Raw genomic sequence first — 24124 nt, forward strand, 5'->3', positions numbered from 1 at the left:
CGGGCGGACGGGGCCGCGCAGGATAGGGTCAGGGGGAAGGGAGCGGATGCTCCCCGGGGGTCCGGAAGGGCGGCATGCGCCCAGCGGCGCGGTGGCGCTGAATCTGATGCTTGAGCGCGGCGGCGACATGCAGCACCAGGATGGCGAGGGTGATGAAGACCAGCAATTCGTGGGCGCCGCCCAGCCGTTCGCCGGCGTCTTCCGAAATTCCGGGGATCAGCGGCAGCGGAATGCCGCCGAGCAGCGGCGTGCTTGTCCTGCCGTCGGCTTCCGCGCCGCCCGATACCGCCATCAGACCGGTCAGCGGCAGCAGGATCAGCAGCAGATAGAAGGCGCGGTGCGCCCAGACGCTCGCTACTCGTTCCCAGCGCGGCAATTCGGTCGGGAAGGGCGGCGGCGGATGGAGGAGGCGCCAAGCGAGGCGGACCAGCGCCAGGATCAGGATCGTGGCGCCAATGCTTTTGTGCACGGTGAACAGATCGCCGCGTGCCGGGCCGCGCTCCATGCCCGCGAAGGTGAAACCGACGGTAACCTGGGCAACGACGAGCAGCGCGGTCAGCCAGTGCAACGCCACCGCGCCATCATTATAGCGCAACAGCCGCTCCTGCGGCGTGGCTTCGGGCACGCTCGCCATGGCTCCCCAACGCGCGCGCCGGCTTTCCGTTCCGGACGCACCTGATATCTTCGTCAGCTAGGAAAGGCGCCGGCCGCCGGTCAGGGTGACGTCGAGGAGAAGCATCGTGGCAGAAGACGATATGACCCGCCGGCCGCGGCAGCGCTGAGATGGCGCTCGACCTTTCGCTCGAACCCGGTCAGCAGATGCTGCGCGACGGTCTCCGGCGCTTCCTTGCCGACAATGCGTGGCCGGGCTGGCGCAGCTTGTCCGATGCGTTGGGTCTCGGCGGCGTCGCGGTGCCTGAAGGGGCGGGCGGTTTCGGTGGCGGGATGCGCGACATCGCATTGGTCATGGGCGAGCTGGCGCCGGCGCATGCGGGTGCCGACTGGCTTTCGCATGCGGTGGCGAGCTGGCTGCTCGGCCGTGCGGCGCCGGCGCATCCGGCGCTTCCCGGCCTCGCAACGGGTAGTCGCCGGGCCGCGATTCTTTGTCCGGCGTCGAGCGCCGCCTTGCCCGCCATCGACGAGCGTGGGGTGCCGCGCGGCACCGCGACGCTGGTGGCGGGCGGGGCCGGGGCCGACCTGCTCCTGTTCGCCGCCGACGAGGCGATCCTGCTGATTGCCGCGCGCCGCGACAAGGTCGAGCAGCGGCACCGCATCATGCTCGACGGCAGCGTCACTGCCGATCTTTGCTTCGCGCTCGAACCCGGCGATGCCGAGCCGCTCGCCTCGGGCGCCGCGGCGCGCGCGCTAGGCGACCTCGCCAACGACATGATGCTGGCGGCGCGCTGTGCCGAGGCGGTCGGCCTGATGCGGCGGATGCTCGACGATACGACCGCCCATCTTGGGCAGCGGCGGCAATTCGGGGTCGCGATCGGGTCCTTTCAGGCGCTGCGGCACCGCGTGGCCGACATGCAGCTTGCGCTGATGAGGGCGGGGGCGCTGACCGAGGCCGCGGTCGGTGCGGTCGAGGCCGATGACGCGGGGCGCGGCCGCGCGGTCGCCGCCGCCTGCGTCGAGGTGGCCGATGCGGTGCGCGTCGTCGGCGAAGGGGCGGTGCAGATGCACGGCGCGATGGGGCTGACCGAGGAACTGGCGCTCGGCGCGCATTTCAAGCCCGCGCTGGCGATCGGCGCGGCGCTGGGGCCGCAGGCGGGCCATCTCGCCCGGTTCGTCGAAACGACAGCCTAACCGAGGACCAGCCGTGCGATCAGGTCGCGCTGGATCTCGTTCGAGCCGGCATAGATGCTTGCCGCCCGGTCGTTGAGGTAGCGCGGCACCGCGACGGCCAGTTCGGCCGGCGTCTGCCCGTCGGCATCGGCCCAGGCGGCGAAGCCCGCCATCTCGCACGCCAGCGCATCGATCCGCTGCGCCGCCTCGGTGCCGAGGATCTTGAGCGCCGAGGCATAGAGGGCGGGGCTGCCGCCGGTGCCGCGCATCGCCTTGAGCTCGAGCGCCTGCAAGGCTTCCAGTCCGACCGCCTCGCGCTCGAGCCGGGCGCGCAGCACCGTGTCGCGGCAGGGCTGCGCGCGCAGCCGCGCGACGCGCCCGATCAGCGCCGGGGCATATTTGCCGCCGCGCTCAAAGGTCAGCAGATGCTTGGCCACCGACCAGCCCTCATTCTCGGCGCCGAGCCGGTTCGCCTGCGGGACGCGGACGTCGTCGAAGAAGACCTGGTTCAGCTCATGGTCGCCGGCGAGGGTGCGGATCGGCTCGACGCCGATGCCCGGCGAGCCCATGTCGAGCAGCAGGAAACTGATCCCCGCCTGTGGCTTGCCCTCGGCCGAGGTACGGACGAGGCAGAACATGCGGTTGGCGAAATGGGCGTGGGTGGTCCAGATCTTCGAGCCGTTGAGGACATAATCCCCGCCATCGCGGTCGGCGCGAAGCTGGAGCGCGGCGAGATCCGACCCAGCGCCCGGTTCCGAAAAGCCCTGGCACCAATAATCCTCGCCCGACAGGATGCGCGGCAGATAATGCGCGCGCTGTTCCGCCGTCCCGTAATGCATGATGACCGGCGCGACCATTTTCAGCCCCATTGGGGCGAGGTTGGGGGCGCTGGCGCGCGCGCATTCGGCGGCGAAGATGTAGCGCTGCATCTCGCTCCACCCTGGTCCGCCATGCTCGGCGGGCCAGTCGGGCGCCGCCCAGCCGCGCGCGTGCAGGATGCGCTGCCACGGCAGCGAGATCGCGGGATCGACGAACACGCTGGTCGCGCGCTCGGCGCCGCGGCGCAATTCGTCGGGCAGACGCGTTTCGAGAAAGGCGCGGACTTCGCTGCGGAAGGCGGCGAGCGCGGGATCGGTCATCGGGTCCATCATCGCTCCTGTCTAGGCCGCGGCGGGACGGCGCCAAGCTGGCGGATGCGTCAGGCCCGCGCACCGACGAAGCCCAGTCCTGCCGCAAGCTGGATCGACTGCGCCCGTCCGGTCGCGCCCAGCTTCGCGGCGGCGTTGCGCAGGTGAAAGCGCACGGTCGACACCGACAGCGACAGGATGATGCCGATCTCTCCGTCGGTCTTGCCCGCGGCCGCCCAGCGCAGGCATTGCACCTCGCGCCGGGTCAGCGTCTGGGGCACCGTGGCGTTGCGCGGCCGTCCGCGCGCTTCGTTGTGCGTCGCAACGAGGCGCAGCGCGAGATCGTGGAGACGCCCGGCATGGCGTGCGAACAGCGCCTCGACCCCGACCGGCTCGCGCGAGCACCAGAAGACCGCGCCGACCAGCCCGCGCGGCAGATGCACCGGGGCGATGATCGCCTCGCCGAAATTGGGCGTATCCTTCGTCTGTTGGCAATCGACCGCGTCGAGCAGGCCGGTCGCGCGCCAGCTTCCCAGCCGCCCGTCGCTGTAGAAGAAGGGCTCGGCCACCAGCCGCGCCGCGGTCAGGAAGGCGACGTGCAACGCCAGCTTGCGGTCGCGCCAATAGGCATAATCGGGATCGATCCAGCGAAAGCTGGTTTCGGCATAGGGGCTGCCGTCCCGGTCGGCCATCGGTTCGGGATCGCCGAGATCGGCCTGCGCCGCGACGAAGGGCAGGCCGATTTCGTCGCCGATCGCCTGCACCCCGGCGATCAGTGCGGGCATGTCCGCCCAGCAGCGCGCCTGGCTGTCCGTCACCTCATCCGTCCCCATCTGTCCTCTGACCCCCATCCTGACACAGGTGCCAGCTTGTCCGCGCGGCCGATATCCGGTCCTCTGCCACGGTCCGGCCTCCGCGACGTTCGCACGAAGACGAACGCAGCGGCAAGCCGTTTGAGGGAGGATCGACGATGAAGGCAATCCAAATTTTCCTGCTCGCGGGAACCAGTCTCGCGGCTGCGACCCCGGCGCTGGCGCAGGACGCCGCGGCGGACGGCGTGGTCGCCGACGGCGATATCATCGTCACGGCGCAGCGCCGCGCCGAATCGATCAACGATGTCGGCATGGCGATCCAGGCGGTCGATGCCGAAACGCTCGAAAATCTGCGCGTCACCGATGTGCGCGATCTGACCGCCGTCGTGCCCAGCTTCACCGTATCGCAAAGCTATCAGGGCGTGCCGACCTACACGTTGCGCGGGATCGGCTTCAACACGATCAACCTGTCGGCCACCTCGACCGTCGGTACCTATGTCGACGAGGTCGCCTATGCCTATCCGATCATGAACACCGGTCCGGTCATGGACCTCGAACGGGTCGAGGTGCTGAAGGGGCCGCAGGGCACGCTCTATGGCCGGAACACGACCGCCGGGTTGATTAACTTCATCACCGCCAAGCCGACAGACCATTTCGACGCAGGCGTCACCGCGGAACTTGGCAATTACCAGACCTATAATTTCGCGGGCCATATTTCCGGCCCGCTCGGCGAAGGGGGCGCCGCGCGCCTCGCGATCCGCAGCGAGAACAGCGACAAGGGATGGCAGATCAGCAATTCGCGTCCCGACGAACGCCTCGGCAAGGTCGACAAGCTGGGCATCCGAGGGTCGCTGGCGATCGACCCGGGTCCCGGCACCAGCATCGATCTGTCGGTCACCTGGTGGCAGAACAAGTCGGACACGGTGGCCGGACAGGGCATCGGCTTCACCCCGGCGACCGATCCGGTGACGGGGACCAGCGCGTCGCACTTGTTCAATGTCCCGGGGATCGCCGACTATATTGCGGATAATTTCCCGACCGGCGCAAGCCAGGCCGACTGGGCGCCCGAGGCCGGCCGCTCGGCCGATATCGGGCGGGGGGCCGGATTGCCCGGCGATCTGGCGGAAGACAATCGCTTCTGGGGCCTGAAGCTGCGGGTCGATCAGGACCTCGGCGATGCGGTGAAGCTTGTCAGCCTGACCAGCTACAACGACTTCCGGCGCAAGGCGCTGTCCGACTGGAGCGGCGCGCCCTATGAGATTCTGCTGCAAAAGGCCGACGGCCGCATCAAGAGCTTTGCCCAGGAAATCCATTTCGAGGGCGAGGCCGGCCGGGTGAACTGGCTGGTCGGCGGCTATTATGGCCACGACAAGATCGTCGACAGCAACCGGACGCTGCTCGGCGAAAACGCGAATGCGCGCTTCATCCGCGCGGCGCCCTATCTCGTCGTGCCCGGCGTCAACCTGCTCGAAACGCCGTTCAACTCAGGTGGCTATACCGCCGCCGACATGGCGACGGCGTTCCGCACCTATGAAGACATCGGCACGATGAACACGAAGACATGGAGCCTCTTCGGCAATGCTGACGCAGAGTTGACCGAGCAGCTCAAGCTGACCGTCGGCCTCCGCTATACCGAGGACAAGCAGGATTATGTCGGCTGCTCGCGCGATTATAAGGGCAGCATGCTGCCCAACGTCAACGTCGTGAACCGCTTCCTCTTCTCGGCGGGGGGCACGCTGCCGATCCCGGCGCCGATCGTGGAGGGGCAGTGCAATACCTTTGACGATGTAACGAACAGCTTCGGCCCGGTGGTCTCGACGCTCGACGAGAACAACCTTGCCTGGCGCGTCGTGCTCGACTGGTCGCCGAACGAGAACACGCTCGTCTATGCGTCGGTTTCGCGCGGATACAAATCGGGCACCTCGCCGGTCAACGCGGCGAGCAAGGCCCGCCAGAATGCGCCGGTCGTGCAGGAAAGGCTGACCGCCTACGAACTGGGTCTGAAAGCGACGCTGGCGGACCGGCTGCTCCAGGCGAACTTCGCCGCCTTCTATTATGATTACAAGGACAAGCAGATCAGCACCTATTTCGCCGATCCGATCTATACGGCGTTGGCGAGGCTCGACAATGTGCCGAAGTCGAAGGCTTATGGCTTCGAGGGCGAGCTGATGCTGCGTCCGGCGCAGGGCGTGACGATCGCCGCCAACGGCCTGTGGCTGAAGACCCGCGTGATCGATTATGTCGGCACCAATGCCGCCGGACAGCCAGAGAATTTCGATGGAGCTGAATTCATCTACAGCCCGCGGTTCCAGGGCAGCATCGTCGCGGCCTACGATACGCCGGTGAGCGACACGCTGAACGTCAACGGCGCGGTCAGCCTGCGCTATCAGGGTAAATCGAACACGATTTTCGAAGACGACCCGCTCTACAAGATCGATTCCTACGCCGTCGTGAACGCCAGTCTTGGCCTGAAGTCGCAGGCCGGCTGGTCGCTGTCGCTGTGGGCGAAGAATCTGTTCGACAAATATTATTGGTCGGCGGTCGCCAGCAACGCCAATGTCGTCGTTCGCTTCGCCAACCAGCCGCGGACATACGGCCTGACCCTGGGATTCGATTTCTAGGGCCGGGTCGCCCGGCCCATCCGATCAGCCTGCCGGGGCGGGCGCGCCGGCGGCAAGCGCCCGGTTCATCATCAGGCGGGCATGGGTCGCGCCGGCGTCGATGTTCAGCGCGCGCAGCTTGGCGTCGGGGTGGGCGTCGACATAGCGCTGCTGCGCCTCGAGCACGTCGATATCCTGCTGGACCAGCGCCCGCATCGTCGCGTTGAAGCGCGCCTGCGTGGCCGCGTCGGCGTCGCGCGCGAAATCGCGGGCCTGAACCAGGAAATAATAGCAGCTCCGCTCGGTCGCGGGGGTGATGAGGTTGATGACATAGCCGGTAACGCCTTCCGCCCGGTCGCCCGCGAAGCCGCCCGTGCCGACGAGCGCGACGCCCGAATCGATCAGCACCGTCGATGGGAGGATGAAGCGGCAGACCTGCCAGCGGTCGACGCGACCCGGCTTGCCGAGCATCTGCGCCCAATAGGGGGGCGGGTCGATATCGGGCATGAAGCGTTCGAGGATCGCGGCATCGGCCTCGCGCCGCGCCGCGACGGGCGCCTCCATCAGTTCGTTCTGCCCGATCGTTTCGGGATGGACATAGGTTTCGTGGGTCAGGTCCATCAGATTGTCGATGACGAAGCGATGATCGCAGGCGAGCGTGAAATGCTCGCGCGTCTGCGCCCACTCGGTGCTTGCGAGCCACGGCAGGTCGGGAAGCTTCGCGGGGTCCGCCGCCTCTTCGCCGATCCAGACCCAGATCATGCCATAGCGTTCGACCGTCTCGTACACCTTGCTGACGCGCAGCCCCAGGCTGGCATCCTTGCCGGGGGCCTGCAGGCAGCGGCCTTCGCCGTCGAAGAGCATGCCGTGATATTTGCAGCGGATGTTGTCGCCCTCGATCATTCCCATCGACAGCGGCACCAGGCGATGCGGGCAGCCGTCGTGCATCGCGACGACCTGGCCGTCCGTTTTGCGATAGAGAACGACCTCTTCGCCGCATATCGTGCGCGCGACGGGCGCGCCGCCGAACTCGTCGTCGAACGCCGCCACATACCAGTTGTTCCGGATGAACATCATACCTGCTCCCTGAATTCTGCTATTGAACCTACAAAACCCCTGTGGGGCCATAGTCTGTTCAGATTTGCCGATTAGTCAACTATTATCGGGGTTGTGTCACGGTATCGAAAGAGATACGGGTAACGAAGTTGTAGGGGAGGATCGGGACGAATGCGGCCGCCGCAAACGCAAATTGACCATTATCACGGGGCCGGGCTCTGGGGGGCGGAAACGATCGATTCGCGCTTTCGCGCCAATGTCGCGCGGGCACCCGACCGGCTCGCGCTGGCCGATGCGCCGAACCGGGCCGACTTCACCGATGGCGCGCCGTACCGGCTGACCTATGCCGAGCTCGACCGCGCGGTGGACCGGGTCGCGGCGTTGATCCGCGCGCGCGGTGCGGGCCCCGGCGACATCGTGGTCTATCAGCTTCCGAACATCGTCGAATCGGTGATCCTGTTCCTCGCCTGCGCCCGCGCCGGCGCGATCGCGAGTCCGCTGCTCGTCCAGTTCGACGGCAACGAGATCGACTATGTGGTCGGCAAGCTCCAGCCCCGCCTCTTCATCGCCGGACGGTTCAAGACGCGCGACCTGGCGGCCAATGCCGCGTCGATATGCGAGAGCGCGGGCTGCACGCTGATCCGCGTCGAGGACCTGCTCGCGGGCGCCGGCGCGCCGGCGCCGATCCCGCCTAGCGGCCGCGACGCCGACGATGTCGTCACCATCTGCTGGACCTCGGGCACCGAGGGTCGGCCGAAGGGCGTGATGCGCACCGCGAACAACTGGTTCGTCACGGGACGCAACATGGTGCACGGCGCGGCGCTGCGCGACGGCGAGGTGATCCTCAACATCCGTCCGCTCGTCAACATGGCGGCGATCGGCGGCAGCTTCATGTCGTGGCTCGCGACCGCGTCGACGCTGGTGCTGCACCATCCGCTCGACATCGGCCTCGTCATCCAGCAGATTCGCGACGAGCGCGTGTCGGTGACTTTCATGCCGCCCGCCTTCTTCGTGTCGCTGCTCAAGGACGAAAGGGTGCGCGCCGCCGCTGACCTGTCGAGCCTGCGGCTGATGGGGACCGGCTCGGCCGCGATCCCGGCGTGGGCGATCGACGGCATCGAACGCGAGTTCGGGATCGAGATCATCAATTTCTTCGGCTCGAACGAAGGCACCAGCCTGCTCAGCACGCCGCGCGAGGTCCCCGATCCCGCGATGCGTGCGACGCTGTTCCCGCGCTTCGGCCGCCCCGAATTCGACTGGCCGACCTTTCCGCCGACGCGCGACTTCACCACCCATCTCGTCGATCCGGACAGCGGTGAGGAGATCGAGGAGCCGAAGCGGCCGGGCGAGATGCGTATCGCGGGGCCCGGCATCTTCCTCGGCTATTATGGCGAGCCCGAGATGACGAAAGCGGCGTTCGACGAGCGGGGGCGCTACCGGACCGGCGACCTGTTCGAGATCGCCGGCGATGGCGATCTGGCGCGCTTCTATCGCTTCGTCGGGCGCTGCAAGGACATCATCGTGCGCGGCGGCATCAAGATCGCGCCCGCCGAACTCGACGATCTGATCGCCGGGTTCGACGAGGTGGTCGAGGCCGCCTTCTTCGGCTGCGACGACGACCGTCTCGGCGAGATCGTCGGCGTGGCGGTGGTACCGAAGCCGGGACGCACAGTCGCCCTCGACGATGTGATCGCCTATCTGAAGAGCCGGCGGGTCGCGGTGTTCAAGCTGCCCCAGTTGCTGCTCACCCTCGACGCCTTGCCGCGCAACGGGCTGATGAAGGTTCAGCGCGACAGGCTGCGCGACCTTGCGCGCGCGCAGGAGGCTGCCTGATGTTTGTCGCGCTCTGCATCTGGATCGCCCTGGCCCTTTCGTGGCGGCTCGCCATGCCGGCCGATGCACGCGGGCGGCGCTGGAATATCGTCCATATGCTGCTGCCCGGCGTCGTCATCGCGGCGTGGGCGCTGGCGCCGGCCGACCTCGAGCCGTCGCTGGCTTCGTTCGTGATCGGCGGCGGGGCGATGATCCTGTTCGGTGCCCTCGGCTGGGCGATCGGGGAGGGGCGGCGGAACCACAGCATCATGGACATCGTCTATCCGATGATCAGCTTCGGCACCGCGGCGGCCATCGTGGCGAGCGCGGTTTCGCAGCCGACGCCGCGGATAGGGGTGCTGATGGGCCTGATGCTGCTGTGGATGCTGCGCCTTGCGCGCCACGCGACCGGCACCAACCTGAAGATCGAGCAGGACCCTTACGCAAGCCTGCGCCGCCGTTTCGGTGCGCGCTGGCCGCTGTGGAGCTTCTTTTCGGTCTATATGCTGCAGGGAACGATCCTGTGGACCTGGTGCCTGCCCTTCGCCTTCGCCGGCCAGACGGCAGCGCGCACGATGCAGCCGCTCGACTGGGCCGGTGTCGCGCTGTGGGCGGTCGGTTTCGCCTTCCAGGCGATCGGCGATCACCAGATGAACGCCTTCAAGGCCGACCCCGCCAATCGCGGCGGGATCATGGACCGAGGCCTCTGGGCCTATACCCGCCACCCCAATTATTTCGGCGAGGCACTGATGTGGTGGGGCTATTTCTTCTTTGCGCTCGTCCATCCCTGGGGATGGCTCGCCGCGATCGGCCCCGCCTATGTCACCTGGTTCATGGGCTGGGGGTCGGCGACGCCCGGCAACGAGCGCCACATGCGCAAGTCGCGCGGGCAGGCGTTCGACGATTATGCGCGGCGCGTGCCGATGTTCTTCCCGCGCTTGCGGCCGCGCCGATGAGCGCCACCGATCTGTCGAACCGCGTCGCGATCGTCACCGGTGCGGGCAAGGGGCTGGGCCGCGCCTATGCGATCGAACTCGCCCGCGCCGGCGCGGCGGTGGTCGTCAACAACCGCCGCCACCCCGGTGAGGCCGACGCCGACACCTCGGCGGCGCGCGTGGTTGCGGAGATCGTCGCGACGGGCGGCCGCGCCGTTGCGGACCATAGTTCGGTCGAAAAGGACGACAGCGGCGAAGCGATGGTCGCGGCGGCGATCGCGGCTTTCGGGCGGCTCGATATCGTCGTCGCCAATGCCGCCTCGCCGCAGGCGGCGAGCTTTCACAAGCTGTCGCTCGCCGACTTCCGGGCGGTGTTCGACGTCGGTTTCTTCGGCACGCTGCACCTCGTCCATGCGGCCTGGCCGCGCCTGCGCGACCAGGGCTATGGCCGCGTGGTCATGACGAGCTCGAGCGCGGGACGTTATGGCCAGCACGGGCTCAGCGCCTATGGTGCGTCGAAGAGCGCGGTCGACAGCCTCGTCCGCACGCTGGCGAGCGAAGGCGCCGGGCGCGGTATCGCGGTCAATGCGGTGTCGCCCTATGCGCTGTCGCAGATGACCGCCGCGCACATAAGGGGCGAGATGGCGGAGGTCTTCACGCCCGATCGCGTGGCGCCGCTGATCGCCTGGCTGGCGAGCGAGGATTGCGACGTGACCGGCGAAGTGATCGTCGCGGGCGGCGGCCGCTTTCGCCTGACCGAAACGGTCGAGACCGACAGCCTGTCCCCCGACGCCGGCTTCGGCGATCTGATGGCCCGGCTGGCGGCGCAGCCGCGCCGTACCCACCCCAATTCCAACCATGCGTTCGACACGCTGCTGGTCGAATGCGGGCTCGCGCCCCGCGCGCCCCTCTAGACGAAAGATCCGATCCTTGACCGATACCGACAAGCGACCGTCCCGCCGCGGGCTTCTGCACGACCGTCTGCGCCTTCCGGTGATCGCCGCGCCGATGTTCCTCGTGTCGGGGCCGGAGATGGTGATCGGCGCGAGCCGCGCCGGCGTCGCGGGCAGTTTCCCGGCCGCCAATTGCCGCACCAGCGAGGAACTCGACGCATGGCTCGCGGCGATCACTGCGGCGATCGGCAACAGCGACGGCGCGGTGGACGGTGCCGCGCCGTGGGGGATCAACCTCGTCGCGCATCGGCTGAACAAGCGTTTGGGCGCCGACCTGGAACTCGCGGTGCGCTACAAGGCGCCGCTGGTCATCACCTCGCTCGGCGGGCCGCGCGAAGTGGTCGAGGCGGTGCACGGCTATGGCGGCCTCGTCTTTGCCGACGTCGTCTCGGTCGAGCATGCCCGCAAGGCGGCGGCGCTCGGCGTCGACGGGCTGGTGCTCGTGTCGGCGGGCGCGGGCGGACATACGGGCCTGCTGTCGCCTTTCGCTTTCGTGCCCGCGGTTCGTGCCTTCTGGGACGGAGAGATCGTCGTCGGCGGCGGCATCCACACCGGCGCGGCGGTGCGCGCGGCGCTCGCGCTCGGGGCGGACTATGCCTATGTCGGCACCCATTTCATCGCGTCCGAGGAAAGCCTGGCCAAGCCTGGCTATAAGCAGATGCTCGTCGATGCGGAGGCGGCGGACATCATCGTCACCGACGCCTTCACCGGCATCCGCAACAGCATGCTGCGCCCCAGCATCGTTGCGGCGGGGCTCGACCCCGACAATATCCCGCCCTCGGCGCGCGGCAAGATCGACTTCGACGATCCGCACAACGGCGCCAAGGCATGGCGCGACATCTGGTCGGCGGGGCAGGGCGTCGGCGCGATCGGGCGGATCGAACCGATCGCCCTACAGGTCGCCCGGATGGAAGCCGAATACCGCGCCGGCAAGGCCGGCGCATGAGCCAGGCGGTGGGGCGGACGGCGCCGCTCCTCCGTTAGGGTCAGCCGGCGCCGGCCGTCAACGCAGCCCCGTCCGGTTCGGCGGCCGATGCCGCGCCCTCGTCGCGCCGCGCGAACAGCGCACTGCCGCGCAGGAGCAGCAGCGATGCGGCCGGCAGTACGGCGAGGCCGACGATCAGCAGCGACGTGCCCACTGCCTCCGGGTGCCCGAACACGCGGTCGGTGAGCAGCGCGACGACGAGCGGCCCGAGGCCGAGACCGAGCAGGTTGCCGATCAGGATGAAGAAGCCGCCCGCCTGGCCGCGCAGCGTGGGCGGCGTGATGAGCTGAAGCGAAGCGGAATTGAGGCCGGCGGGAAAGCCGACCAGCCCGATCGCGATCGCGCCGAAGGCGAAGGCCAGCCACGGCTGGGCGATCATCGTCGCGCCGGCGATGGCCGCGAGCTGGATCCCGCAGGCGCAGGCGGTGGCCGAAAGCTGGCTTTCGCGCACGCCGCGCCGATCCAGCCGTTCGGCGATCACCCCGCCCAGCCACGCGCCGAGCGGCCCCATCGTCATGATCGCGAGACCGAAGGCGAGTCCGGCGGTGGCGGGCGGCATGTGATGGACGCGCATGAAGGTGACCGGCAGCCAGGCGGTGATCGCATAGCCGAAACAGATGTGCAGGCCGAACCCCAGATGATGGGTGAGGTAAAGCGGCCAGCGCGATCGATAATGGGCAAGAAAGGCGCCGAAGCTCGCGCGCGGAGACCCCGCGAGCGTCGCGTCGCCCGCCATCGTGCCGCGCGCCGGTTCGGGGCAGAAGAGCAGGGCGAGCGCGACGATCAGGCCGGGCAGGCCGGCGATGAAAAAGGCGATCTGCCAGCTCTTGATGGTGATGCCGGCGAACGACAGCGTGTCCACATGCGCGAACATCTGGACGAGCGAGCCGCCGAGCGCGAAGGCGAGCCCGGCGCCCAGATACATGCCCATCGTATAGACGGCGAAGGCGCGGCCGCGGCGATTGGCGGGATAGACGTCGGCGATCAGCGAATAGGCCGCAGGCGCGAGCGCGGCCTCGCCGACGCCGACGAGCATGCGAGCGATGAACAGTTGCGGGAAATTGGTCGCGAGGCCGCAGAAGATCGTCGCGAGGCTCCACAAAGCGACGCAGACGGCGATGACGCGCGTGCGGTTGGCCGAGTCGATCAGCCGTCCGAACACCAGCCCGAGCACGGTGTAGAAGGTCGCGAAGGCGAAGCCGTAAAGCAGGCTGAAATCGGTATCGGTAAGCGCGAAGTCGCGTTTGATCGGGTCGATCATCATGACGAGGATCTGCCGGTCGAGGAAGGACAGCAGATAGCCCGTCATCAGCAGGAACAGCAGATAGCCCGGACGCGTCGCGAGCGACCCCTTCATTTCGTTATTCGATGCGCCCGTCATATCCGTCTCCCGATCGCTTTCGGAAACTATCGTTGACGAAGCTTCATTATGCAAGAGGGATAATGAAAGCGGCGATAAACCGGGATATATGCTGACATCCTGAATGGTATTGACAGGGTATTCGAAAGCGATCTAGAAGATATCGATAATGAAGTAGCTTGCTCAAGGAGTCGGGAATGGTCAAGGTTGTGGTCGAGAATGCCTATGCGGCGGATATCGCCGAGGAGGGCAATGATTATCTCGACGGCATTTTCCGCCCGGTTTTCGAGGAAGTCACCGCGACCGACCTCGACAGCGACCGGCCGATCCCGGCCGACATCGACGGCATCTATGTCCGCAATGGCCACAACCCCATCTATCGGCCGCAGAGCGGGCGCTATCACTGGTTCGACGGCGATTCGATGGTGCATGGCGTCGCGTTCGAGAACGGCCGCGCCACCTATCGCAACCGCATGGTGCTGACCGCCGGGCTGCTCGCCGAGATGGAAGAGGGCAAGGGGCTGTTCCTCGGTCTGCGCGACGGTTTCGCGGCCGAGGAAGGGCTGAAGAATAATTCGGGAACCGACATCGTTCTCCACAATGGCGAGATTAAGACGATGTTCGCGCGCTGCGGGCAGCCTTATCGGCTCGACCCCTACAGCCTGCAGACGCTCGGCCCCGACAGCTTCGGCGGGGCGTGGACCAAGGGCGTTTCGGCGCATTCGAAGACCGACGAGCGCACGGGGGAATTCGTCTTCTTCAACTACAGCTTCAACACCGCGCCCTATATGGAATATGGCGTCGTCAGCGCCGACAACCGGCTGCTCCACGTCACCGAGATCGAACTGCCGGGCGCCCGCCTGCCGCACGATAGCTGGATCACCGAACATTATACGATCCTGCACGACCTGCCGCTGTTCTGGGATCCCGAACTGATCGCGCGCGGCAAGAAGAAGCTGACCTTCGACCGGTCGCTGAAATCGCGCTTCGGCGTTATTCCGCGCCACGGCAAGGGCGACGAAATCCGCTGGTTCGAGTTCGAGCCGACCTATATGCTCCACACCGTCAATGCGTGGGAGGAGGGCGACGAGATCGTCGCCTATGGCTTCAGCCTCGAGATTCCGGTGCCCGAGGTGCCGGCGGGAACCCCGAGCGCGAAGGTGCAGAATTATTTCCTCTCCTTCGCCTATCAGAAGCCGCGATTGATCGAATATCGGATGAACCTGAAGACGGGGGAGACAGCCGAGCGCTTCCTGGACGACCAGCTTGTCGAGATGCCGTGCATCAACAACCGCTTCATGGGTCTCAAGACGCGCTACGCCTATAATACGCTGGTGTCGGAAACGCCGCTGTTCCTGATGAGTGGCATCCAGAAATGGGATTTCGAGGCGATGGCCGAGGTCGATCGCTACGAACTGCCCGAGGGCAAATATATGGGGCAGCCGGTGTTCGCGCCAAAGGGCGAGGCGACGGGCGAGGAGGACGGCTATCTGATCGCCTTCGTCACCGATGCCGACCGAACCGACGTCTATATCTGGGATGCGCGGTCGATCGGCGCGGGGCCGGTCTCGATCGTCGCGCTGCCGCAACGGGTGCCGAGCGGCTCGCACGCCTATTTCGCGCGCGGCGGCGATATCCGGGCGGCGCAGGCGCGCCGCGGGCAGCGGGAGGCGGCATGATGACGGACGCCTTCGTCTTCGACGCGATCCGCGTCCCGCGCGGCAAGGGCCGCGATACCGGCGCGCTGCACGGCGTCGCACCGGTCCATCTGCTCGGCGGGCTGTTCCGCGAGATGGCGAAACGGCACCCCGAAGCGCCCGAAGCGGTCGACGAGGCCGTGATCGGCTGCGTCACCCAGACCGGCGACCAGGGCGGCAATGTCGGGCAGGCGGCGATGCTCTCCGCCGGCTGGGACCGGTCGGGAACCGCCACCATGGTGAACAGCTTCTGCACCTCGGGCCTCACCGCGACGGCGATGGGCGCGGCGCGCGCGCGGCTCGGCGATGCCGGCCTCGTCGCGGTCGGCGGGGTCGAGTGCATGTCGCGCGTCCCGATGATGTCGGACAAGGGGCCGCTCGCCGGCGACCCGAAGGTAGCGCGCGGCATCCCCTTCATCCCGAACCCGATCATCGCCGATTATGTCGCGAGCGTCGAGGGCTTCACGCGCGACGACATCAGCGATTATGCGGCGCGTTCGCACCGCAAGGCCGACGCGGCGACGCGCGGCGGGCATTTCGCGAAATCGCTGATCCCCGTCGTCGACGCCGAGGGCCATCTTCTCCTCGACCGCGACGAGGCGGTACGCGGCGACAGCAGCCCAGACGGCATGGCGCGGCTCGACCCGCTGTTCGACGACGCGCGGGCGGCGTGGGGCGACGCCGAACTGATCCGCCGCTTCGGGGGCGTCGAGAGCGTGGCGCACATCCATCATGCCGCCGCGGCGCCGGCGATGGTCGATGGCGCCTCGCTCGCGCTGATCGGTCATCGCGAGGGCGGCGCGCGGGCCGGGCTGGCACCGCGCGCGCGCATCCGTGCCTATTCGAACGCCAACAGTCCGGCGGCGATGGGCCTCGGCGGCGGCACCGCGGCGGCGCAGGACGCGCTGGCAAGGGCCGGGATGACCGCGGGCGATATCGACCTGTGGGAATTCAACGAAGGCTTCGCGGCGATCGCCATGGCGTTCGCGCGGCGGCTGAACCTGCCCGAGGACCGGATGAACGTGAACGGAGGAGGGATTGCGATGGGGCATGCGATGGGCGCGACCGGCGTCAACCTGATCGGTACCCTGCTCGACGAGCTCGAACGCCGCGACCTCGCCACCGGACTGATCGCGGTGTCGGGCGCGACCGGCATCGGCGGGGCGCTGATCGTGGAGCGCGCGGCATGACGCGGCTCCCCGATTACAGCGTGACCGGCACGGGCCGGGTCACCGTCTTCCTGCTTCACGGCGCGTTCGGCGCGAAGGAATATTGGCGCAGCCAGATCGGTGCGCTGTCGGGCGCCGGCTATCGCGTCGTCGCGTGGGACTGCCCGGGCTATGGCTTCAGCCCGCTTCCCGACGATTTCGGGGTCGAGGCGTGTGCCGAGGCCTGCGCGACGCTGATCGATCGCGAGGGCGGCGAGGCGAATATCCTGCTCGGCCACAGCATGGGCGGCATGATCGCGCAGCGCGCCTTCGATTATCGGACCGACCGCGTGGCGGGACTGGTGCTGTCGGCGACTAGCGCTGCTTTCGGCAAGCCCGACGGCGAGTGGCAGCAGGCGTTCGTGCGCGACCGCGTCGCGCCGCTCGATGCGGGACAGACGCTGGCGCAATATGCGCCGGGGATGCTGCGCGCGATGATGGCGCCGGGCGCGAATTCGCCCGAGACGCAGCTTGTGATCGACGTGGTGTCGCAGATGCGCGAGGAAACCTTCCGCGCGGCGATTGCGGCGATCACCCGGTTCGACGGGCGCGACATCCTGCCCAAGATGGCCGACGTGCCGGTGATCTGCATCGCCGGCGAGCACGACCTGACCGCGGCGCCGCCGCCGGTGATGGAGAAGCTGGCGGGCAAGATCGGCGGCGAGTTCGTCTGCATGAAGGGTGCCGGCCACTTCGCCTGGGCCGAAAATCCCGCGGAGTTCAACGCGGTGCTGCTCGATTTCCTTGCCCGCCGCTTCGCAAGCAGCGCGTGACATTCGCCGAAACAGGATGTTAGATGGCGCTTTCACGAGGGGCACACTGACATCATGGAAGTATCCGCCGGCGTGCCGGCCCGCCGCAGTTCGGTCCTTGCGACCTTCGACATCGTCGGGGATCACTGGATGCTGCTTTTGCTGGAGCAGCTCTTTCTCGGACGGACGAGCTGGTCGGCACTGCTCCAGGAGCTGGAGGTTTCGCCGTCGACGCTCAGCAAGCGGCTTAGTCAGCTCATCGACGCCGAATGCCTGGAAAAGATCCATTCGGGTGGGCGCGCGGTCGACTATCGGCTGACGCCGCGCGGCGAGGATCTCTTTTCGACGCTGCTCGCGGGTGAGGAGTGGCAGCGCCGCTGGGGCGGGCTCGATACGCCGCCGCTGTGGCGCCACAATTGCGGCGCGTCGCTGTCGGTGCGCTCGGCGTGCCGGTCGTGCGACCGCGACGTCTATATCACCGATGCCTCGTTTCAGCCCGGTCCTGGCGCGGGCGATGCGACCGCGGCGATGCCGGGACGGCGGTTCCGCAACAACAAGGCGGGCGTATCGGACTGGGCGGATTCGGATCATCCGCTCGGCCTGCTGCTCCAGGTTCTCGGCGACCGGCGCGCCATGCCGCTGCTCGCGGCGCTCTACCTCGGCCTCCATCGCTTCGACGAGATCGAGCGCTGGACCGGGGTGCACCCGGCGATCGTGTCGGATCGGCTGCGCAAGCTCCAGATTCTCGGTCTCATCAAGATGCGGCTCTATCAGGAGCGGCCCGACCGCTATCTCTACAGCCTCGCGGCGCCGGGGCGCGAGATGTTTGCGGTGACGCTGCAGATGCTCAAATGGGGCGACAAATGGAGCTATGGCGAGGGCGACGAGCCGTTGATCCTTACCCATGAGCCGTGCGGGCAGCGTCTCCATTCGGACCTTCGCTGCCGTGGCTGCGGGCAGACGGTTCATTATCGCGATTGCGAGCCGCTGGCGCCCCGCTGACCTTCCTCGACTGCTGACGATCGATGCGACGCCGGAAGGTTGCGACCTTTCGTCGCCGTTGAGCGACCCGTGGAAATCTGACCCTTTTTGCTGGGCAACCTGCGATCGGCCGCGGCCGTGCAGCTCTCATGTCGCACCTAAGGTTCATTAGCGAGACTTTCCTATGCGGGAAGCTGGCTTCCTTCCTTGTACGATTATTACCCGGAAAAGTCGGATTATCGACGGTGATCCTACGATAGGCGCTTGACACTTCCCGCGATGATGGCAAAGTTTCTTCTATAACGATAGTTGGAGGATATATGTCAGGATTCGCTTTGATGCCGCCGCCCGGAACGCGGGTTGCCGTTGCCGGGGGATGCGGGGGGATGGGGCGCATCTTCACCCGGACCGCGCGCGAAGCCGGCATCGAAGTCGTGGTGCTCGACCTCGCCCGGTCGATCGAGGCCTTTCCGCCGCCCGAGGGGGTAGAGGCGATTGCGTGCGACGCGTCGGACGAGGCGCAGGTCGCGGCTGCCTTCGACGCGATCGCGGCGGGCGGTGCGCGTCTCGACGCGCTGGTCAACTTCGTCGGCTTCACCAACGAGCCAAAGCCGATCGAGGCGATGGCGCTGGCCGAATGGAACGAGATCATCGCCGGGTCGCTGACCAGCGCCTTCCTGCTCAGCCGCGCGGCGATCCCACTGCTGCGGGCGTCTGGAAAGGGCGCGATGATCCATGTCTCGTCGACCTTCGGCGTCTGGGTGCCGCAGAGCGGTTTCGGCCCCTATGCGGTTGCCAAGGCGGGAATCATCAACCTCGTGCGGGTGCTCGCGACCGAGTGTGGGCCCGATATCCGCGTCAACGGTCTCGCGCCTGGAATCACCCAGACCGCCTTCCTCGATGGCGGCACCGGCCGCCCGGCAAAGCAGACAAAGACCAATACGGACATGGTCGCCACCATGACCGCCGCGAAGCGCATCGCCCAACCGGAGGATATGCTCGGCGCTCTGTTCTTCCTGATCGGGCCCGGCTCCGAATATGTCACGTCGCAGACGCTGCACGTCAATGGAGGGCTGTGGTCGTGACGCTCGCCCATCAAACCGTCACCAGTTTCATCGACGGCGCCTTCATCCCGGCGCGCGGGCCGGCGCTCGACGTCGTCAATCCCGCCGACGAGAGCCTCGCCGGCACGCTGCACGAAGCCGATGCCGCCGAGGTGGCGGCCGCCGTCGACAGCGCGGAAAAGGCCTTTCGTACCGGGTCCTGGCCGGGGCTGAGCGTCGCCGAGCGCAAGCAGGTCTTCCGCCGGATCGCAGATGTCGTCCGCGACAATCTCGACGAACTGGCGGCGCTCGAAACCGCCGCGACGGGGCAGCCGATCCGCTATTCGCGTTTCATCCAGCTTCCCCGCATCCTCGCCAATTTCGAATTTTACGCCGAATGGCCGAGCTATGCGCTCGAGACCGCGGCGAGCGAACGCGGGCGCGGCCTGCGCTATGTGCTGCGCGAACCGCTCGGTCCGGTCGCGCTGATCTCGCCGTCCAATGCGCCGACGGCGCTCGCCTCGACCAAGATCGCGGCGGCGCTCGCCTTCGGCAATACGTGCGTCGTCAAGACGTCGGAGAATACGCCGCTGGCGCTCGCCCGCTTCGTCGAATTGCTGCACATGGCGGGGGTGCCCGACGGCGTCGTCAACATGGTCAACGGCCGCGGGGACGTCACGGGCGATGCGATGGTGCGGCACCCGGCGATCCGGGCGGTGTCCTTCACCGGCGGCACGGCGACCGCGCGCCATATCGCCGCGGCGGCCGGCGCCGGGCTGAAGCGCATCGATCTGGAACTGGGCGGCAAATCGGCGAATATCGTGATGCCGTCGGCCGATCTCGACCGCGCGCTCGACGCCGCGCTGATCGCGGTGTTCACCAACAGCGGCCAGCAATGCTTCGCCGGATCGCGCCTCGTCCTGCACCGCGCGATCGCCGAGGATTTTCTCGGCCGCTTCGCCGAGCGGGCCGAGGCGATCCGGGTCGGCCATCCCTATGACGAGGCCGCCGAAAACGGCCCGCTCGCCCACGCGAACAGCTATGCTCGGGTCGAGCGGATGGTCGCCGAGGCGCGCGAGGATGGCTGCGCGATCCTGGCGGGCGGCGCGCGCGCCGACGGTTTCGACAAGGGCTATTATTTCCGGCCGACGGTGGTGCGGGCGCCCTCGAACGATGTGCGCATCTGTCAGGAAGAGGTGTTCGGACCGGTGGCCGCCGCGATCGTCGTCGATTCGATGGAGGAAGCGATCGCGGTCGCCAATCGCTCGCGCTACGGCCTCGTGTCCTATGTCTGGACCAACGATCTGGCGGAGGCGATGCGCGCCACCGAATCGATCGAGGCGGGCTGGATTCATGTGAACACGCCGATGCTGGCGCTCGATCCTCGCTTCCCCTTCGGCGGATACAAGGAATCGGGCGTCGGGCGCGATGGAGCGCCGGCGGCGCGCCAGTTCTTCACCGAGGAGAAGACGATCAACTACGCGCTCGGAGGAGTAGATTTGCCGAAAGTCGGAATCCAAGGGAATCAATAAGCGTATCAATTGGAAGCCGCAGGAAGCGCGACGGTTTTCGGAATTATTTTCCCTATAATCCTGATTTTTCACGTCGCTTCAGGCTTGCGAAGCCAAAGGCTTCAATATATGTATTCAATAAAGATATCCCGCAGTGACAGGCTGGCGGGTCAGGGAGGAGATACGAAAATGCGCAAGTCGGTCAGCGTGGCGATGGTTTCGGTGTGGGCCCTTGCGGCCGGCACGGGCGTATATGCGCAGGAGGCGCCGGAACCCCGGGCCTCATCGGGCGATAGCGGCGAGATCGTCGTGACCGCGCAGCGCCGCGAAGAGCGGCTGCAGGATGTGCCGCTGTCGATCTCGGCGGTCAGCGGCGACGCGCTCGAAAAGGCGGGCACGTCGAACATCGAGGGGCTGGCAACCTTCACCCCCAGCCTGACCTATGCCGAATTCAACGCATCCGACCCCAATATCTATATCCGCGGCATCGGCTCGCATTTCGACGGCGGCAGCCTCGAACGGTCGGTCGCGGTGTTCGTCGACGACGTCTATCTGGGGCGGGCCGCGGGCGGCACCGCCGATATCTTCGATCTGGAACGCGTCGAGGTGTTGCGCGGTCCGCAGGGCACCTTGTTCGGCAAGAATACCGTGGGCGGCGCGATCAACCTGATCAGCTCCCGCCCGACCGACACTGCTTATTTCAAGGTCAATGCGGATGTCGGCACCTATGGCACGATCAATGTGCGCGGGGTCGCCAACGGGGCGTTGACCGACGACATCAACGGCCGCTTCTCCTTCGTCTCGCGCCGCCACGACGGCTATGCGAAGAGCGCGCTGACCGGCAGCGAACTGGAGGATCTGCAGAGCACCGCGGTGCGCGGCGCGGTTTCGTCGAACCTGGGCGAGCGGCTCGAAGTCACCGTGTCGGCGGATTATTACAAGCGTACGGGCAACGGCCTCAACAAATGGGCGGTCAGCAAGACGACCGATGCCTACACCATCGGCAATGGTCCCGACCGTCGCACCAGTTTCGTGCCCGATGGCCGTCAGGACAATGAAGCCTGGGGCACGTCGGTCAGGATCAAATATGACGCCGGCATCGGCGACATCACCTCGATCACCGCCGTGCGCGGATCGCAGTCGAACATCGACGTCGCGCTGGCAGGCATTCGTGTGGACAAGACGCGGCCCGACATTTCGGCCCCCTTCAACCTGACCCACAATATCATCGACGAACGCGCCGCCCAATATTCGCAGGAATTGCGTTTCGCCTCGAACTTCTCGGGACCGTTCAACTTCCTCGCCGGCGCCTTCCTCTACCGCGAGGTGGTCGACCGCGACGAGCATAGCACGATCGTGTTCCGCGCCCCGATCCCCGACCAGTTCGACGACTTCCAGACCAGGAGCAAGGCGAACAGCATCGCCGTCTTCGTCGACGGCACGCTCAACGTGACCGACGCCTTCTCGCTGACCGCGGGTGTGCGCTATACCCACGACAAGAAGACGTTCCGCAACATTGCCGACAGCAACCGCTTTCCGACCGGCGGCTTTCCGTTCGACGTGACCGGAAAATATTCCTCGAACGCGACGACGCCGCGCTTCACCGCCAAATATCAGCTCAGCCCGAACTCGATGGCCTATGCGACGATTTCGCGCGGTTTCAAGGCCGGCGGCTTCGACGGCCAGCCGACCAGCGCGCTCGCCGCCGGGCTGCCGGTGGCACCCGAATATGTCACCAATTACGAGGTCGGGACCAAGAACAGCTTCTTCAACCGCAAGCTGACGCTCGACCTGTCGGCCTTCCACATGCGCTACACCGATCTTCAGGTGCAGAGCCTGGTCGACGTCCCCGGCTCGACGGTGCCGATCACGGCGCTGTTCAACGCCGGCAAGTCGGACATCAACGGCGTTGAGGTCTCGGGATCGCTCGCGCTGGCGCGGCAGACGCGGATTGGCTTCAACTATGGCTATCTCGATGCCAAGTTCAAAAGCGACCTCGTGATCAGCGGCGTCAATGTGAACGGCAAATATCTGGAACGCGCGCCGAAGCACACGTTCGGCGTCACGCTCAATCACACCAGCGAACTCAGCGACCGCTTCGCGCTCGACGTCAATTCGGGGCTGACCTACTCCGGCAAATATTATTCGGAGATCACGAACAACGAAAATGCCGCAGTGGACCCCTATGCGGTGTGGGACGGAGAGATCCGGCTGCGCTCGCTCGACCGGGGCTGGTATGTCGGGGTGTGGGCAAAGAACATCACCAACAAATATTATCCGACCTATGTGCTGCTGACCGCGAACACGGGCTTCGTCAACTATGCGGCGCCGCGCACCATCGGCGCGACCTTCGGCATCGAATTCCAATAGGGCAGGGGGAGCCCAAAAAAAGGCCGGGCTCCCGATGGGGGGTCCGGCCCTTTTCTTTGCCCGCGGGCGTGCGGGATCAGGCTGGCCGAACGCCGAGCGCCGCGATCACCATGTCGGCCGGCATCACGTCGCCGAAGATCGAATAGAAGGTGGCGAGCGCCGACCGGTGCGCGACAGGATCGTTGGCAGCGGTCGCGTCGCTGACCATGATCGTGCGGAAATTCATCTGCGCGGCGTCGCGCGCCGATGATTCGCAGCAGACGTTCGTGGTGACGCCGGTAATGAGCACCGTGTCGCACCCGCGCCCGCGCAGCCGCTGCGCGAGGTCGGAGCCTTCGGGCATGAAGGCGCTGAACCGGTGTTTCTCGATCCGCTCGTCGCCGGGCTGCACATCCATCGCTTCGTGGAGCGCGTGGCCGAAGGAGCCGCGCGCCTGCGCCGCGAGTGCGCCTTCGTTGAACGCTGCGCTGTTCATCGCGAACCAGTTCGACCAGCCGGCGACGGTGTCGGGATCATGGGTGTTCTGAACCCAGACGACATGGCCCCCGGCCTCGCGCAGGGCGGCGGCGAGCCGGTTGATGACGGGGGCGATGGTGAGCGATGCCTCGATGAAGGAGGCCGCGCCCTCGCGCACCATGAAACCATTCTGCATGTCGATGACGACGAGCGCGGTCCGGGCGGGATCGAGCGCCCCGAACGGATGCTCGCAGCCGTGCCGCGCCAGCGCCGCGCGCCGCGCCCATTCGGGCATGTCGAAACCGGTCATCTTTTTCTCCTTAGGGTCAGGACCCCTTAATTCCACGTTCGAGGTTTGAAGCGATTTTGCTCAGGGCGAGGAGAAATGGCGTAGGAATATGAGGATATTTCAAGGCTTTTCGACGAAGCCCTGGGCAAAATCGGTCAAATCGCGAAGCGACGCCGAAATGGCTTCGATCTCGGGCCCGTGCGGCCTTGCGGGTAGCGATGCTACCCGCTGCGTCCGCCCGAACCCGATATCTTCGCCATTTCGACGCCTCGAACGTGGAATTCATGGGTCCTGACCCTAATCCGCGGTCCATCCTGCATCGATTATGATGCTGGTACCGGTCATCATTTGAGCGGCGTTTGATGCGAGGAGCGTGATGGCGCCCATGAGGT

At 66.7% G+C, this 24124-nt stretch carries 19 protein-coding genes; 13 read left to right on the forward strand and 6 right to left on the reverse strand.

The features are described from left to right. Positions 1-28: 28 nt before the first annotated feature. A complete protein-coding gene (locus FHR21_RS16075; RefSeq protein ID WP_184100169.1) occupies positions 29-634 on the reverse strand; it encodes a cytochrome b in 606 nt (201 codons plus the stop codon). A 149-nt stretch (positions 635-783) separates the two neighbouring features. Here FHR21_RS16075 and FHR21_RS16080 point away from each other — a divergent pair, with 149 nt between their 5' ends. Then, the gene (locus FHR21_RS16080; protein WP_184100171.1) at positions 784-1806 is read left to right on the forward strand and encodes an acyl-CoA dehydrogenase family protein; all 1023 of its coding nucleotides are present in this window, start codon (positions 784-786) and stop codon (positions 1804-1806) included. Here FHR21_RS16080 and FHR21_RS16085 read toward each other — a convergent pair. Both FHR21_RS16085 and FHR21_RS16090 read right to left on the reverse strand, forming a co-directional pair. Then, positions 1803-2933, reverse strand: coding sequence for an acyl-CoA dehydrogenase family protein (locus tag FHR21_RS16085; RefSeq protein WP_338113185.1), 1131 nt, complete (start codon positions 2931-2933; stop codon positions 1803-1805). The two genes, FHR21_RS16080 and FHR21_RS16085, sit on opposite strands and share 4 nt — an antisense overlap. 50 nt (positions 2934-2983) lie before the next feature. After that, positions 2984-3730, reverse strand: a complete 747-nt coding sequence (locus FHR21_RS16090) for a LuxR C-terminal-related transcriptional regulator (RefSeq protein WP_184100173.1) — start codon at positions 3728-3730, stop codon at positions 2984-2986. Positions 3731-3882: 152 nt separating this feature from the next. Between FHR21_RS16090 and FHR21_RS16095 the strand changes: the two genes are divergently transcribed. Further along, positions 3883-6345, forward strand: a complete 2463-nt coding sequence (locus tag FHR21_RS16095) for a TonB-dependent receptor (RefSeq protein WP_184100175.1) — start codon at positions 3883-3885, stop codon at positions 6343-6345. A gap of 24 nt (positions 6346-6369) precedes the next feature. On the opposite strand, the gene FHR21_RS16100 is transcribed toward FHR21_RS16095, so the two are convergent. Continuing rightward, complete coding sequence (locus tag FHR21_RS16100; RefSeq protein WP_184100177.1) at positions 6370-7398, reverse strand: aromatic ring-hydroxylating oxygenase subunit alpha; 1029 nt, start codon at positions 7396-7398, stop codon at positions 6370-6372. A 153-nt stretch (positions 7399-7551) separates the two neighbouring features. On the opposite strand from FHR21_RS16100, the gene FHR21_RS16105 reads away from it, so the two are divergent. Genes FHR21_RS16105 through FHR21_RS16120 form a run of 4 tightly spaced genes read left to right on the forward strand, consistent with a single transcriptional unit; the run spans position 7552 to position 12026 of the window. Further along, positions 7552-9213, forward strand: coding sequence for a class I adenylate-forming enzyme family protein (locus FHR21_RS16105; protein ID WP_184100179.1), 1662 nt, complete (start codon positions 7552-7554; stop codon positions 9211-9213). Further along, on the forward strand, positions 9213-10148 hold the full coding sequence (locus FHR21_RS16110) for a DUF1295 domain-containing protein (protein ID WP_221235213.1): 936 nt from the start codon (positions 9213-9215) through the stop codon (positions 10146-10148). Before FHR21_RS16105 ends, FHR21_RS16110 begins: the two co-directional genes overlap by 1 nt. Continuing rightward, on the forward strand, positions 10145-11041 hold the full coding sequence (locus FHR21_RS16115; RefSeq protein WP_184100181.1) for an SDR family NAD(P)-dependent oxidoreductase: 897 nt from the start codon (positions 10145-10147) through the stop codon (positions 11039-11041). Before FHR21_RS16110 ends, FHR21_RS16115 begins: the two co-directional genes overlap by 4 nt. Positions 11042-11057: 16 nt before the next feature. After that, positions 11058-12026 carry an NAD(P)H-dependent flavin oxidoreductase gene (locus tag FHR21_RS16120; protein ID WP_246427277.1) on the forward strand — a complete coding sequence of 323 codons (969 nt, stop codon included), beginning with the start codon at positions 11058-11060 and terminating at the stop codon, positions 12024-12026. A gap of 40 nt (positions 12027-12066) precedes the next feature. Here the strand turns inward: FHR21_RS16120 and FHR21_RS16125 are convergent, their stop codons facing one another. Beyond that, on the reverse strand, positions 12067-13446 hold the full coding sequence (locus FHR21_RS16125; protein ID WP_184100185.1) for a spinster family MFS transporter: 1380 nt from the start codon (positions 13444-13446) through the stop codon (positions 12067-12069). A 176-nt stretch (positions 13447-13622) separates the two neighbouring features. On the opposite strand from FHR21_RS16125, the gene FHR21_RS16130 reads away from it, so the two are divergent. The 7 genes from FHR21_RS16130 to FHR21_RS16160 all read left to right on the forward strand — a co-directional run bounded on the left by FHR21_RS16130 (position 13623) and on the right by FHR21_RS16160 (position 22987). Continuing rightward, the gene (locus FHR21_RS16130; protein ID WP_184100187.1) at positions 13623-15104 is read left to right on the forward strand and encodes a carotenoid oxygenase family protein; all 1482 of its coding nucleotides are present in this window, start codon (positions 13623-13625) and stop codon (positions 15102-15104) included. Beyond that, complete coding sequence (locus tag FHR21_RS16135) at positions 15104-16312, forward strand: acetyl-CoA C-acyltransferase (protein WP_184100189.1); 1209 nt, start codon at positions 15104-15106, stop codon at positions 16310-16312. The genes FHR21_RS16130 and FHR21_RS16135 overlap by 1 nt, the downstream gene beginning before the upstream one ends. Next, on the forward strand, positions 16309-17103 hold the full coding sequence (locus FHR21_RS16140; RefSeq protein WP_184100191.1) for an alpha/beta fold hydrolase: 795 nt from the start codon (positions 16309-16311) through the stop codon (positions 17101-17103). The genes FHR21_RS16135 and FHR21_RS16140 overlap by 4 nt, the downstream gene beginning before the upstream one ends. A 54-nt stretch (positions 17104-17157) precedes the next feature. Next, positions 17158-18084, forward strand: coding sequence for a winged helix-turn-helix transcriptional regulator (locus FHR21_RS16145; RefSeq protein ID WP_184100193.1), 927 nt, complete (start codon positions 17158-17160; stop codon positions 18082-18084). 317 nt (positions 18085-18401) lie between these two features. Beyond that, complete coding sequence (locus FHR21_RS16150; protein ID WP_276569287.1) at positions 18402-19148, forward strand: SDR family NAD(P)-dependent oxidoreductase; 747 nt, start codon at positions 18402-18404, stop codon at positions 19146-19148. Next, on the forward strand, positions 19145-20638 hold the full coding sequence (locus FHR21_RS16155; RefSeq protein ID WP_184100196.1) for an aldehyde dehydrogenase family protein: 1494 nt from the start codon (positions 19145-19147) through the stop codon (positions 20636-20638). The genes FHR21_RS16150 and FHR21_RS16155 overlap by 4 nt, the downstream gene beginning before the upstream one ends. Before the next feature lie 168 nt (positions 20639-20806). Continuing rightward, positions 20807-22987, forward strand: coding sequence for a TonB-dependent receptor (locus FHR21_RS16160; RefSeq protein ID WP_184100197.1), 2181 nt, complete (start codon positions 20807-20809; stop codon positions 22985-22987). 76 nt (positions 22988-23063) lie between these two features. Here the strand turns inward: FHR21_RS16160 and FHR21_RS16165 are convergent, their stop codons facing one another. Then, complete coding sequence (locus FHR21_RS16165; protein ID WP_184100199.1) at positions 23064-23753, reverse strand: cysteine hydrolase family protein; 690 nt, start codon at positions 23751-23753, stop codon at positions 23064-23066. Positions 23754-24124: the final 371 nt, after the last annotated feature.

This window comes from Sphingopyxis panaciterrulae (assembly GCF_014199295.1).
GTDB classification, from domain to species: domain Bacteria; phylum Pseudomonadota; class Alphaproteobacteria; order Sphingomonadales; family Sphingomonadaceae; genus Sphingopyxis; species Sphingopyxis panaciterrulae.

Excerpts from the sequence above, each read along its gene's own strand:
- FHR21_RS16115 (WP_184100181.1), top strand. The coding sequence starts at position 10,145 with ATGAGCGCCACCGATCTGTCGAACCGCGTCGCGATCGTCACCGGTGCG.
- FHR21_RS16125 (WP_184100185.1), bottom strand. The coding sequence starts at position 13,446 with ATGACGGGCGCATCGAATAACGAAATGAAGGGGTCGCTCGCGACGCGT.
- FHR21_RS16150 (WP_276569287.1), top strand. The coding sequence starts at position 18,402 with ATGCCGCCGCCCGGAACGCGGGTTGCCGTTGCCGGGGGATGCGGGGGG.
- FHR21_RS16110 (WP_221235213.1), top strand. The coding sequence starts at position 9,213 with ATGTTTGTCGCGCTCTGCATCTGGATCGCCCTGGCCCTTTCGTGGCGG.
- FHR21_RS16085 (WP_338113185.1), bottom strand. The coding sequence starts at position 2,933 with ATGGACCCGATGACCGATCCCGCGCTCGCCGCCTTCCGCAGCGAAGTC.
- FHR21_RS16095 (WP_184100175.1), top strand. The coding sequence starts at position 3,883 with ATGAAGGCAATCCAAATTTTCCTGCTCGCGGGAACCAGTCTCGCGGCT.
- FHR21_RS16105 (WP_184100179.1), top strand. The coding sequence starts at position 7,552 with ATGCGGCCGCCGCAAACGCAAATTGACCATTATCACGGGGCCGGGCTC.
- FHR21_RS16145 (WP_184100193.1), top strand. The coding sequence starts at position 17,158 with ATGGAAGTATCCGCCGGCGTGCCGGCCCGCCGCAGTTCGGTCCTTGCG.
- FHR21_RS16130 (WP_184100187.1), top strand. The coding sequence starts at position 13,623 with ATGGTCAAGGTTGTGGTCGAGAATGCCTATGCGGCGGATATCGCCGAG.
- FHR21_RS16135 (WP_184100189.1), top strand. The coding sequence starts at position 15,104 with ATGACGGACGCCTTCGTCTTCGACGCGATCCGCGTCCCGCGCGGCAAG.
- FHR21_RS16160 (WP_184100197.1), top strand. The coding sequence starts at position 20,807 with ATGCGCAAGTCGGTCAGCGTGGCGATGGTTTCGGTGTGGGCCCTTGCG.
- FHR21_RS16080 (WP_184100171.1), top strand. The coding sequence starts at position 784 with ATGGCGCTCGACCTTTCGCTCGAACCCGGTCAGCAGATGCTGCGCGAC.
- FHR21_RS16075 (WP_184100169.1), bottom strand. The coding sequence starts at position 634 with ATGGCGAGCGTGCCCGAAGCCACGCCGCAGGAGCGGCTGTTGCGCTAT.
- FHR21_RS16140 (WP_184100191.1), top strand. The coding sequence starts at position 16,309 with ATGACGCGGCTCCCCGATTACAGCGTGACCGGCACGGGCCGGGTCACC.
- FHR21_RS16100 (WP_184100177.1), bottom strand. The coding sequence starts at position 7,398 with ATGTTCATCCGGAACAACTGGTATGTGGCGGCGTTCGACGACGAGTTC.
- FHR21_RS16165 (WP_184100199.1), bottom strand. The coding sequence starts at position 23,753 with ATGACCGGTTTCGACATGCCCGAATGGGCGCGGCGCGCGGCGCTGGCG.